Annotated in this window: 10 protein-coding genes and 1 pseudogene; 5 read left to right on the plus strand and 6 right to left on the minus strand. The window is 69.0% G+C overall.

Annotated features, from left to right (window positions below):
- Together BUB20358_RS26855 and BUB20358_RS26860 are read right to left on the minus strand one after the other, a co-directional pair.
- A pseudogene (locus BUB20358_RS26855) lies at nucleotides 1-1,773 on the minus strand (amidohydrolase); the annotation flags it as partial.
- A gap of 19 nt (nucleotides 1,774-1,792) precedes the next feature.
- Complete coding sequence (locus BUB20358_RS26860) at nucleotides 1,793-1,960, minus strand: DUF1427 family protein (protein ID WP_035972578.1); 168 nt, start codon at nucleotides 1,958-1,960, stop codon at nucleotides 1,793-1,795.
- Nucleotides 1,961-2,061: 101 nt separating this feature from the next.
- Here BUB20358_RS26860 and BUB20358_RS26865 point away from each other — a divergent pair, with 101 nt between their 5' ends.
- Nucleotides 2,062-2,985: a LysR family transcriptional regulator gene (locus BUB20358_RS26865; protein WP_006764582.1), complete on the plus strand. Its 924-nt coding sequence runs from the start codon at nucleotides 2,062-2,064 to the stop codon at nucleotides 2,983-2,985.
- Nucleotides 2,986-3,064: 79 nt separating this feature from the next.
- Here the strand turns inward: BUB20358_RS26865 and BUB20358_RS26870 are convergent, their stop codons facing one another.
- Nucleotides 3,065-3,751, minus strand: coding sequence for a hydrolase (locus BUB20358_RS26870; RefSeq protein WP_035972579.1), 687 nt, complete (start codon nucleotides 3,749-3,751; stop codon nucleotides 3,065-3,067).
- 273 nt (nucleotides 3,752-4,024) lie between these two features.
- Between BUB20358_RS26870 and BUB20358_RS26875 the strand changes: the two genes are divergently transcribed.
- The 4 genes from BUB20358_RS26875 to BUB20358_RS26890 are packed head-to-tail and all read left to right on the plus strand — an operon-like array spanning nucleotide 4,025 to nucleotide 7,239.
- Complete coding sequence (locus tag BUB20358_RS26875) at nucleotides 4,025-4,285, plus strand: XapX domain-containing protein (RefSeq protein ID WP_035973371.1); 261 nt, start codon at nucleotides 4,025-4,027, stop codon at nucleotides 4,283-4,285.
- A 13-nt stretch (nucleotides 4,286-4,298) separates the two neighbouring features.
- Entirely contained in the window at nucleotides 4,299-5,879 is a 1,581-nt protein-coding gene (locus BUB20358_RS26880) for a cation:proton antiporter (protein ID WP_006764585.1), read from the plus strand.
- Nucleotides 5,880-5,930: 51 nt separating this feature from the next.
- A complete protein-coding gene (locus BUB20358_RS26885) occupies nucleotides 5,931-6,323 on the plus strand; it encodes an OsmC family protein (RefSeq protein ID WP_006764586.1) in 393 nt (130 codons plus the stop codon).
- Between the two features lie 31 nt (nucleotides 6,324-6,354).
- A complete protein-coding gene (locus tag BUB20358_RS26890; protein WP_035972582.1) occupies nucleotides 6,355-7,239 on the plus strand; it encodes a pirin family protein in 885 nt (294 codons plus the stop codon).
- 49 nt (nucleotides 7,240-7,288) lie between these two features.
- Here BUB20358_RS26890 and BUB20358_RS26895 read toward each other — a convergent pair whose 3' ends face one another.
- The 3 genes from BUB20358_RS26895 to bcsA form a co-directional block, all read right to left on the minus strand.
- Nucleotides 7,289-7,489, minus strand: coding sequence for a cellulose biosynthesis BcsR family protein (locus BUB20358_RS26895; RefSeq protein ID WP_035972584.1), 201 nt, complete (start codon nucleotides 7,487-7,489; stop codon nucleotides 7,289-7,291).
- Nucleotides 7,471-9,030 (minus strand): cellulose biosynthesis protein BcsG, encoded by a 1,560-nt coding sequence (bcsG, locus tag BUB20358_RS26900; RefSeq protein WP_006764589.1) that lies wholly within the window; start codon nucleotides 9,028-9,030, stop codon nucleotides 7,471-7,473. The genes BUB20358_RS26895 and bcsG overlap by 19 nt, the downstream gene beginning before the upstream one ends.
- A gap of 24 nt (nucleotides 9,031-9,054) precedes the next feature.
- Nucleotides 9,055-11,568 (minus strand): UDP-forming cellulose synthase catalytic subunit (gene bcsA, locus BUB20358_RS26905; protein ID WP_254593984.1); only part of this gene is annotated, 2,514 nt, incomplete at its 5' end.

Here is an 11,568-nt window from a genome sequence, read left to right on the forward strand (position 1 = left end):
TGCACGTTGCACGCGCTCGCACAGCCGCAGCTGCAGCGGCGCGCCGTCGCGCTGCGTCGCCCCCCAGCCGCCATAACCGCCGTACGCGCGCACCGGCGACCAGTCGGGCATCGCGGGCGGAATCGGCGCGTCGTGCGACGCGAACGGCCCCGCGCCCCACACGATGCGGCCGCCGACCACGGTCAGCAGCGACGTCGTGTCGGCGATATCGTCCGCCGCGCACGTGAAGAAGTCGCGATCGGGGACGATCAGGTCGGCCAGCTGCCCGACCGCGATGCGCCCTTTCTTCCCTTCTTCGTTCGAGAACCACGTCACGTACTCCGTCCACATGCGCAGCGCGGTTTCGCGATCGAGCAGGTTGCGCTGCGGATACATCCGCAGGCCGCCGACCGTGCGGCCGGTCACGAGCCACGCGAGCGACACCCACGGGTTGTACGACGCGACGCGCGTCGCGTCGGTGCCGGCCGACACCTTGAGCCCCTTCGCGAGCATCGTCGCGACCGGCGGCGTCGCTTCCGCCGCTTGCGCGCCGTAGCGTTCGACGAAATATTCGCCCTGGTACGCCATCCGGTGCTGTACCGCGACGCCGCCGCCGAGCGCGGCGATACGGTCCATCGAGCGCTCGGAGATCGTCTCCGCGTGATCGAAGAACCAGTTGAGCCCGTCGAGCGGAATGTCGCGGTCGACCTTCTCGAACACGTCGAGCGCGCGCGCGATCGTTTCGTCGTACGTCGCGTGCATGCGCCACGGCCAGCGGTTCTGCGCGAGCACGCGCACGACGCCCTCGAGATCGTCTTCCATCTGCGCGGGCAGATCCGGACGCGCGACGCGGAAATCCTCGAAATCGGCAGCGGAAAACACCAGCATCTCGCCTGCGCCGTTGTGCCGGAAGTAGTCGGTGCCGTCGTGATACTCGACGCTCTTCGTCCAGTTCACGAAGTCCTCCTTCTCCGCATTCGGCTTCTGCGTGAACAGGTTGTACGCGATGCGCACCGTCATCTCGCCCGCGTCGTGCAGCTTGCGGATCACCTCGTAATCGTCCGGATAATTCTGCGAGCCGCCGCCCGCGTCGATCACGCCGGTCACGCCGAGCCGGTTCAGCTCGCGCATGAAGTGGCGCGTCGAGTTGTACTGGTAGTCGAACGGCAGCTTCGGCCCCTTCGCGAGCGTCGCGTACAGGATCGTCGCGTTCGGGTTCGCGAGCAGCAGGCCGGTCGGGTTGCCGGCGGCGTCGCGCACGATCGTGCCGCCCGGCGGCTCCGGCGTGTCCTTCGTATAGCCGACCACGCGCAGCGCAGCGGCGTTCAGCAGCGCGCGGTCGTACAGATGCAGGATGAACACCGGCGTGTCGGGCGCGACCGCGTTCAGCTCGTCGAGCGTCGGCAGCCGCTTCTCCGCGAACTGGTGCTCGGTGAAGCCGCCGACCACGCGCACCCACTGCGGCGCCGGCGTGATCGCGACCTGCTGCCTGAGCATCTCCATCGCGACCGCGAGCGAGCGCACGCCGTCCCAGCGCAGTTCGAGGTTGTAGTTCAGGCCGCCGCGGATCACGTGCGTATGGTTGTCGATCAGCCCGGGCAGCACCGGGCGGCCGCCCAGATCGACGACCTTCGTCGCGGGGCCCGCGAGCCGCATCGCGTCCGCGTCGCTGCCGACCGCGACGAAGCGGCCGCGTTCGATCGCGACCGCGGTCGCGACGGGGTTCGCACGATCGAGCGTGGTGACGCGCCCGTTATGCAGGATCAGATCCGGTTGAATTGGGGTTGCGCTCATCAAATGTGTCCTCGATGGATCAGAAGCCGAGCCAGTGACGGAGCGGCCCGATCGCCCATTCGCCGACCAGCATGCCGGCGAGTCCGATCAGCGCGATCAGCGGCGGCGCCGGCGAACGCACGTTGATTACGCTGTAGACGACGCCAATCAATACGCCGGCGCCCAACGAAAATAAATACGATTCCATATCGATGCCTGTTCCCGCCGAATTAGAATGGCCGGCATCGCGCGCGACGCCCGCATCGTTGCCGCCGCATCCGTTTCGCCTTGCAGCCACACTTGCCGACCATGCAACACCTTCCCGATCTCGAAGCCTGGGCCATCTTTGCGCGCGTCGCGGAAACCGGTTCGTTCGCGAAAGCCGCCGACCTGCTCGGCGTGTCGCAGCCGACCGTGTCGAAGGCGATCGCGCGCCTCGAAAAACGCCTCGGCGCGATGCTGCTGTACCGGACGTCGCGCCGGCTGTCGCTCACGCCGACCGGCGAGCTGCTGCGCGATCGCGCGATCCGCCTGCTCGCCGATGCCGAACGGATCGAGAGCGAAGCGTCCGCGCACGCGCTCGAGCCGCACGGGCTCGTGCGCGTGAACGCGCCGATGTCGTTCGGCGTCAGGCATCTCGCGCCGGTGCTGCCGGCATTTCTCGAACGCTATCCGCACGTCGACATCGACCTCGTGCTCACCGACCACATCGTCGACATCGTGTCCGGCGGCTTCGACGTCGCGATCCGGATCGCCGAGCTGAACGATTCGTCGCTGCGCTCGCGCCGGCTCTGCGCGGTGCGCCGGCCGCTCGTCGCGGCACCCGCCTACCTCGACCGGCACGGCCGCCCGACCCACCCGCGCGACATCGAGCAGCACGTGTGCCTCACGTACACGAACCTGCCGACGCCCGAGCACTGGCGCTTCCGGCACACGGCATCGGGCGAGGAGGTCGGCGTGTCCGTGCAGGGACGCATCCGCACCAACAACGCGGACGTGATCGTCCCCGCGCTCGTCGCCGGGCACGGCCTCGCGCTGCAGCCCGAATTCCTGGTGTGGGACGCGCTGCAACGCGGCGAACTCGAGGAAGTGATGCGCGACTGGAAGATCGCCGACATCAACGTCAATCTCGTCACGCCGCCCGGCATGCTGCGCGCGGCACGCGTGACGGTGCTGCTCGAGTTTCTCGCGGACCGCTTCTCGCACGCGCCGTGGGCGCTGGCTGAACGCTGAACGCGGCCGCGGCCGCGCGCGAACGCGTCGACCTGCGCCGCCGGCGGCGACTACCGAAACGCCGGCCGCCGTCGGCCGATCACTTCGCGGGCACGGCCGCGAGCGCGTCGTGCGGCGTCGCGGTGCGCTGCGGCGCCTTGTGAACCATCGTGTACGCGTAGTCGACACCCATTCCGTACGCGCCCGAATGCTCCTTCACGATCGCCATCACCGCGTCGTACGTGTCGCGGCGCGCCCAGTCGCGCTGCCATTCGAGCACGACCTGCTGCCACGTGACGGGCACGACGCCCGCCTGCACCATCCGCTGCATCGCGTAGTCGTGCGCGTCCTTCGACGTGCCGCCCGATGCGTCCGCAACCATGTAGATCTCGTAGTCGCCTTCGAGCATCGCGCACAGCGCGAACGTCGTATTGCAGACCTCCGTCCACAGGCCGGACACGACCACCTTCTTGCGGCCGTTCGCGGCGAGCGCGTCCCGCACCTTCTGGTCGTCCCACGAATTCATCGACGTGCGCTCGAGAAGCTTCTGGTTCGGAAACACGTCGAGCAGCTCGGGAAACGTATGACCCGAGAAGCTCTCGGTCTCGACGGTCGTGATCGTGGTCGGCACACCGAACGCCTTCGCGGCCTTTGCGAGCCCGACGACGTTGTTCTTCAACGTCTGCCGGTCGATCGACTGCACGCCGAACGCCATTTGCGGCTGCTGGTCGATGAAGATCAGCTGGCTGTTCTGCGGAGTAAGTACTTCAAGCTTGGGATTGCTCATGGCGCGAGAGGTCCTGTGAACGGAAAAGGAGCGGCCGGCGTCGACCGTCGAAACGGGAGCCGGCGATTCGATCATGCGCCGGCTCTTTGTCCGGCGCGATAGATTTAATCCCTAAACGCGCGCCACGAACACCCAAGAAACGGAATCGCTGCGATTCGCGGATCGGCATCCGTTCGGGGCGATCCGCGCTTTTTTTCTTCACGCAAACCCGATACGCTTCAAGGATTCCGACGGCACGCGGCCGTGCCGATCCGCCATCACGAGACGCTCATCATGAAACCGTATTTCCTGTCGCTGCTCGCCGGCATCCTCGCCGGCGCGATCTATGGCGCGATCGGCGTGCACTCGCCCGCACCGCCGATCATCGCGCTCACCGGCCTGCTCGGCATGCTGGCCGGCGAGCAGATCCTGCCGCTCGCGCGACGGCTGATCGCCGGCCACCGGCTGCATGCCGCGTGGCGCGACGCCCGCTGCGGCGAGCACATGTTCGGCGCGCTGCCCGGCGCGCGCGCGAACGATCGCAAGCCGTCGTGACGGCGCGCATCGGATGACCAACGTCGAGCTGTTTCATTACCTGCTGTTGCTGATCGGCGGCGCGGGCGCGCTCACGTGGCTCGCGCAGCGGATCTCGATTCCGCCCGCCGTCGTGCTGCTGCTCGGCGGCTGCGCGGTCGCCGTCGCCGGCCGGCGCGTGCCCGACATGGACCCGGCGCTGCTGCTGGCGGCCGTGCTGCCGCCGCTGCTGATGTCGAGCGGCTTCTATACCGCGTGGAAGGAATTCCGCCGCGAGCTCGCGTCGATCGCATCGCTCGCGCTCGGCGCGGTCGCGTTCACCACCGCCGCGGTGGCCGTCGCCGTGCATGCGGCGAACCCCGCGCTTCCGTGGGCCGCGTGCGTGGCGCTCGGCGCGATCGTGTCGCCGCCCGACGCGGTCGCCGCGAAGGCGATCCTGCAGCGCCATCCGCTGCCCGCACGGCTCGTCGCGGTGCTCGAAGGCGAGAGCCTCGTCAACGACGCATCGGGCCTGCTGCTGTACCAGATGGCCGTATCGGCCGCGCTCGCCGCGACGATCACCGTCGCGAGCGGCACCGCGCTGTTCTTCTCGCTGACGCTGATCGGCGTCGCGACCGGCCTCGCGTGCGGTCATGCGATGTGCTGGGTGCTGCCGCGGCTGCGCGATCCGATGCTCGGCATCGTCGTCACGTTCGTCGCCGCATGGGCGAGCTACGGCATCGCGGAAGCCGTCGGCGGCTCCGGCGTGCTGTCCGTCGTCACGTGCGGGCTCGTGCTCGGCGTGCGCCAGCATCGCGTGTTCGACGCCGATCTGCGGATCAAGGCGAAGGCGACGTGGGAAGCCGTCGTGTTCGTGCTCGATGCGCTCGTGTTCATCCTGATCGGTCTCGCGCTGCATGCGATCCTCGCGCGCGTGAACCACGAAGGCGCGGTGGTAATGGCGGGCCTGCGCGTCGCGCTGCCGGCGACCGCGGCCGCGATCGGCGCGCGCATCGTGTGGGTGTTCGCCGCGATGTGGCTGCCCGGCCGCCTGCGCGCGGCACGCGACGGAAGCGAGCCGTGGTCGTGGCGCGAAGCCGTCGTGCTCGGCTGGTCCGGCATGCGCGGCGTCGTCAGCCTTGCCGCGGCGATCGCGCTGCCCGCCGACTTCCCCGGCCGCGACCTGATCCTGTTCAGCACGTTTCTGCTGATCATTGCGACGCTGGTCGTCCAAGGCGGCACGCTCGCGCCGCTGATCCGCGTGCTGAAGCTGCGCCCGGCCGCGCGACGCACGATGTCCGAGCACGCGGTGCGCGCGCACACGTTCGGCGCGGCACTCGCCGAGCTCGATGCGCTCGAGCGGCGCGGGTCCGGTCTCGAGCGTGCGTCGCTCGACCGGCTGCTCGCCGAATACCGGAACCGCGTCGCGTTCAACGAACGCGCGCACCGGCACGGCGCCGAGCCGGCCGACGTGCGCGCACGGATGCTGCGCGTCGAGCTCGAACTGGTCGGCGTGTCGCGCGACGCGCTGCTCGCACTGCACCGCGACGGCAAGGTCGACGATGCGGTGCTGCACCGGATCGAATCGGAGCTCGATTTCGAGGAGCTGCGGCTGCAGCGGCTGCTCGAACCGTAACGCGGTGCCGAACGCCGCGGCCCGCCTTCTTTTTTTCCACGTGGAATTGTCATGAGCGAACTGTCCGTCGAAGCGAGCATCGGCTCGGTCGATTATCTGGTCCACTTCACCGACGGCGTCCATCAGTGGCGCGCCGACGAGCCGGCGTCGCTCGGCGGCGGCGATGCGGCGCCGACGCCCGTCGCGCTGCTGCTTTCAAGCCTCGGCGCGTGCACCGCGATCACGCTGAAGATGGTCGCGCAGCGCAAAGGCTGGCCGCTCGCCGAAGTCCACGTGAAGCTCACGCACGAACCGGGCAGCGCGGGCAGCACGATCGTGCGCCGCATCACGCTCGACGGCGACCTGTCCGCCGAGCAGCGCGAGCGCCTGCTGCAGATCGCGAACGCGTGTCCGGTCCACCGGATTCTCACGCATCCGATCTCGATCGACACGGCAATCGTCTGACGCATCCGCTCCCATCGCGAGGAACACCATCATGTCCGCATCGATCAAGACCGTTCTCACGCCGCGCGACAGCGACATCGGCAACCTCGTCGTGCGCCGCGTGCTGCCCGCGCGTGCCGCACGGCTCGTCGGCCCGTTCATCTTCTTCGACGAGATGGGACCGGCCGTGCTGCCGGCCGGACGCGGCATCGACGTGCTCCCGCATCCGCACATCGGCCTCGCGACCGTCACGTACCTGTTCGACGGCACGCTGATGCATCGCGACAGCCTCGGGTCGCGGCAGAAGATCGTGCCGGGCGACGTGAACTGGATGACGGCCGGTCGCGGCATCGTGCATTCGGAGCGCTCGCCGGACGAAGACCGGCCGCGCGAGCAGCCGGTGCACGGCATCCAGACGTGGGTCGCGCTGCCGGTCGAGCACGAGGACGCCGAACCCGCGTTCGCGCATCATGCGGCCGACACGCTGCCGTCGCTCGAACGCGACGGCGTGCGCGTGCGCGTGATCGCGGGCACCGCGTTCGGGCTGACGTCGCCGGTCGCCGTGTTCTCGCCGACGCTCTACGCGTATGCGGAATTTGCGGCCGGCGGGCAGCTCGCGCTCGATGCGGAACATGAAGAGCGCGGCGTGTATGTCGTCGACGGCGACCTGACGATCGACGGCGCGCCGCTTGCGAGCGCGACGATGGCCGTGCTCGAGCGCGGCGCCGACGTCGCGCTCGCGAGCGCGAGCGGCGCGCGCGTGATGCTGCTCGGCGGCGCGCATCTGCCGGGCGAGCGGTTCATCGAATGGAACTTCGTGTCGAGCGAGCGCGCGAAGATCGAAGCGGCGCGAAACGCGTGGGCCGCGCAGACGTTCGGCAAGGTGCCGGGCGAAGAAAACGAATGGACGCGTCAGCCGGCGCGCCGCGCGCAGTGAGCGATGCCTGCGCCGGCCGCGTCTCCGGCGGCCCGCCGTTCGCGCGCGCTCATGCGTCGCCCCGCAAGCCCATCAGCTTCGCGAGCACCGGCCAGCGGTCGAGCGCTTCGACGAACGCGCGCCGCGCCTGTTCGTCGACGTAGCGCTCGGGGTCGAGCTCCGGCAGATGCCGCGCGAGACGCCGCACGTCGTTCGGTTGCGACAGGCGATCGTCGTCGCCTTCGCCAATGTTCACTGTTCGTCGATCCATACGCCGTCCGGAGTTTTCACCGCGTAGCCGTCGGCCGTCTTCAGCGTCACCGTGCCTTCGTTCTCGCCGACCATCCGCGTACGCGGCAGGTCGGCCGCATACTGAGCGAGCGTGACGCCCGGCTTGAACGGGCTGTTCGATACGAGATTCGACAATAGCTGCGCAAGCGCGAGGAAGCTCGTCGGCTGATCGATCACGGTCGTCGTCCCGTGGTTGCCCGCAAAGCCGACGAGCCGCACGCCGACCGGCGCGTGAATGATCCGCGGCGTCGGAATCTCGCGCAGCCCCGCAACCTGGTTGCGGTCGCCGCGCAGCGCGGCGCCGTGCTCGGGCACGAACACGATCGCCGCGCGACGCCCGGACTGCGCGATCAGATCGGCGAGCCGGTCGAAGTCGTTCATCAGCTTCGTCGCGCGCTGCGGATACGAATCGATGCTCGTCAGCGAACTGCCGACCACGCGGTTGCCGTCGTGCAGGCTGATCGTGTTGTAGTACAGCGCGACCGGGCCCGGCACCGCCGCACGCTGCGCATACCAGTTCGCGAGGGTCGCGTAGTCGTCCTTGATCGCCGAGCCGTCGAACGCATGCATCGCGACCGGCGCGGCGGCGTTCGAGATCATCGGCGCATCGGGCACGCCGATATTGTCGTGAACCACCTGCAGGAAGTTGTCGAAATGGCCGTCGTGGTTCAGCAGCGACTGCACCGTGTAGCCGGCGTTCGCGAGCTGCGAGAACAGGTGGCACTGCTGCGGTGCGGGCTTGTACAGGTCCGCGTGCGCTTCCTGCCCGCAGGTCGCGCGCAGCACGCGGATCGCCGCCGGGCCGCTGTAGCTCGCGGCCGTACTGAAGTTCGTGAACAGATAGTCGAAGTGGCTCAGCATCGGATGGTTGCGCACCTTCGCCGCATCGAGATCGTCCCACGACAGCGAGCACACGTGCAGCACGATCACGTCGAACTGCGTCGCGGGATCGCTGCCGAGATGACCGAACGTCACCTGTCGCTGCGACTCCTGCGCGCGAAACGTCGCGAGCGCCGCGTTGTAGTCCTCGGGCTGGCCGACGAGCGTCGCGCGCGGCCCGTTCGCGTGCTGCGGCGCGTTCGCCGCGACGACACGCGCGATCAAGCCGCTGCCGGTCTGCCACAGCGGCATCGCGATCAGCACGGCGAGCACGAACGTCGCGACGCGCAGCCAGCGGTTGACGACGAAATAGACGATCAGCACACCGGCGACCGTCAGCACCAGCATCGGCGGCAGCAGCCGCGGCAGCAGCTCCATCCAGTACGCGCCGCCGAACGTGCTCACCTCGCGCGCGGCGTCGACGAGCCGCGCGAGCGGCGGCGCGTGCAGTTCGCGCGCAAGCAGCGGCACCGCGATCGCGATCGCCGCCAGTTGCCGCACGATGCGCCACACGCGCCGGCGAATCGGCGCGCTCACCGCCAGCGCCAGCGCGAACGCGAGGTTCGCCCACCACAGCGGCTGCAGGTGCCCGGTCGCGAACATCGCGAACTTCAGGATGAAATACAGATTCCAGAACGTCATTGATCACTCCGTGATGAGCGCGCGTCAGTCGCGCGCCCGATCGAGCTTCGGCGCGAGCATCGCCAGCAGTCCGTGCGCGGCGCCCTTCCACATGCGCACGTAGCCTTCGACGCCGATGCGCAGCACTTCCTTCAGTCCGCGCAGCGGCGCATCGGCGCGCGCCCCCTCGTGCCAGTCGAGCCACGCATCCGCGCGGCCGAACGTGCATTGCACGAGCTGGCGCTCCTGGTCGAGCGTCAATCCGTCGAAGCTCACGCCGACGTGTGTCGGCGTCACGCGCGTCACGCGCACCGGGAACGGAAACGACCGGTCGCCGCGCGACACGCACACCTGCAGCAGATCGCCGACCTCGAGCGCGAGGCCCGGCACCGCTTCGAGTCCGAGGCCGCCGGTCGAGTAGTCGCTCGTGAAGCACGCGGCGGTCGATCCGTCGGCGAGCACCAGCGTCGCCGGCACGCGCATCGCGATCCGGTGCGTGACGCGCACCTGCTTCGCTTCGCGCGCGACGGCCAGCGCCGCGCCGAGCATCGCGAGGTTGTACACGGTCCAGCCGAGCGTGATCAGGATCGTCGACGCCTCGTCGCCGTGATCGGCCACGAGCCGCCACAGTCCGGCGCCGATCGCGAGCACGTTCAGCGCGAACAGCACCAGATACGGCTTCGACGTCGACCAGTCGACGTATCCTTCGTCGATCTTGCCGCCCTTGTCGGTCACGTTGAACTTGCCGTGCTTCGGACTCAGGAACGCGACGGTGGTCGGCAGCGCGATGTACCACGCGAGCACCGATTCGTAGACCTCGGCCCAGAACGAATGCCGATAGCGGCCCTGCATCCGCGAGTTCGCGATGTTCGCGAGCACCAGGTACGGAATCACGTAGCTCGCGAGCGCGAACGCCGACGCGTTGATGAAGTACAGATGGAAGAACAGGTACGCGAGCGGAATCGTCAGGAACACGAGCCGCGGAATCCCGTAGAAGAAGTGCAGCATCGCGTTGCCGTAGCAGATGCGCTGCACGAAGCCGAGCCCGCGCCCGATGAACGGATTGTCGATCCGGAAGATCTGCGCCATTCCGCGCGCCCAGCGCGTGCGCTGCTTCACGTGGCCGGCGAGGCTTTCGGTCGCGAGGCCGGCCGCCTGCACGGTCGGCAGATACGCGGACGTATAGCCGCGGCGATGCAGCTTCAGCGCCGTGTGCGCATCCTCGGTCACCGTCTCGACCGCGACGCCGCCGACTTCCTCGAGCGCACTGCGCTTGAGCACCGCGCACGATCCGCAGAAGAACGCGGCGTTCCACAGGTCGTTGCCCGACTGCACGAGCCCGTAGAACAGGTTGCCTTCGTTCGGCACTTCGCGGAACGTGCCGAGGTTGCGCTCGAACGGATCGGGCGAGAAGAAATGGTGCGGCGTCTGCACGAGCGCGCAGGTCGGGTCGCGCAGGAACACGCCCATCGTCGTCTGCAGGAACGAGCGCGTCGGCACGTGATCGCAGTCGAAGATCGCGACGTATTCGCCGTGCGTGTTCGGCAGCGCGTGGTTGATGTTGCCGGCCTTCGCGTGGCGATTGTCGTCGCGGGTCAGATAGCCGATCCCCGCATCGCGCGCGAATTCGGCGAACTCGGGCCGCCGGCCGTCGTCGAGCAGATACACGCGCAGCTTCGCGCTCGGCCAGTCGATGCTCTGCGCGGCGAACACGGTCGGCTTCACCACCGACAGCGGTTCGTTGTAGGTCGGGATGTAGACGTCGACGGTCGGCCACGTATCGGGATCGTCGGGCAGCGGCACGACGGGCCGGTCGAGCGGCCACGCGGTCTGCACGAAACCGAGCAGCAGGATCATCCACGTGTACGCTTCCGCGCCATACAGCAGGTAGCCGGCGATCGCTTCGAGCGGGCTGCGGAAATCGAGCGTCTGCGTCGTGCGCCACCATACGTAGCGCACCGCGGCGAGCAGCGCGAGCGATGCGAGCGCGAGCGTCGGCAGATGGCCCGGCAGGCGACGCAGCGCGAGCGCGAGCACCGCGACGATCGCGAAGAACGCGAACTGCGCGCCCGGCATCAGCGGCGACATCCCGGCCGCGGCCCACAGCAGCGCACCGACGACGAGCAGCAGCGGCACGAGCCAGCGATGGCGGCCGACGCCGTTCGCACGCGCATCGAGCCAGCCGCCCCAGCGCGCCCACGGCAAGCGTGCGAGCAGCGCGTCGACGCGCGCGGCAACCGCACGCACCGCGACATAGACGGGCACGATCCACGTGTCGAACCACGCGAGCGGATCGCGCACGGCGCGGCGATCGGCGTCGCGCGGTGCACGCACGATCGCACGCCACAACCATTCGCGCGGGCTCAGCGGCTGCAGCACGCCCCAGTCGGCGGCGAGCCGCAGGAATGCGACGCGCGCCCAGCGCCGCACGCGGTCGGGCTTGCCGGCCGGCGGCGCATGGAAGAACAGCCGCACGAGCCAGTCGAGCAGCGTGCGCTCGGCCGGCAGCCCGATGCCGCGCGCGAACCAGTCCGTCGCGCGGCGGCCGAGCGTGCGCAC

It is taken from the genome of Burkholderia dolosa, assembly GCF_902499135.1.
Taxonomy (GTDB): domain Bacteria; phylum Pseudomonadota; class Gammaproteobacteria; order Burkholderiales; family Burkholderiaceae; genus Burkholderia; species Burkholderia dolosa.

Coding starts and splice junctions, on each gene's coding strand:
- BUB20358_RS26895 (WP_035972584.1), bottom strand. CDS start 7,489: ATGGATCGACGAACAGTGAACATTGGCGAAGGCGACGACGATCGCCTG.
- BUB20358_RS26865 (WP_006764582.1), top strand. CDS start 2,062: ATGCAACACCTTCCCGATCTCGAAGCCTGGGCCATCTTTGCGCGCGTC.
- BUB20358_RS26860 (WP_035972578.1), bottom strand. CDS start 1,960: ATGGAATCGTATTTATTTTCGTTGGGCGCCGGCGTATTGATTGGCGTC.
- bcsG (WP_006764589.1), bottom strand. CDS start 9,030: ATGACGTTCTGGAATCTGTATTTCATCCTGAAGTTCGCGATGTTCGCG.
- BUB20358_RS26870 (WP_035972579.1), bottom strand. CDS start 3,751: ATGAGCAATCCCAAGCTTGAAGTACTTACTCCGCAGAACAGCCAGCTG.
- BUB20358_RS26885 (WP_006764586.1), top strand. CDS start 5,931: ATGAGCGAACTGTCCGTCGAAGCGAGCATCGGCTCGGTCGATTATCTG.
- BUB20358_RS26890 (WP_035972582.1), top strand. CDS start 6,355: ATGTCCGCATCGATCAAGACCGTTCTCACGCCGCGCGACAGCGACATC.
- BUB20358_RS26880 (WP_006764585.1), top strand. CDS start 4,299: ATGACCAACGTCGAGCTGTTTCATTACCTGCTGTTGCTGATCGGCGGC.
- BUB20358_RS26875 (WP_035973371.1), top strand. CDS start 4,025: ATGAAACCGTATTTCCTGTCGCTGCTCGCCGGCATCCTCGCCGGCGCG.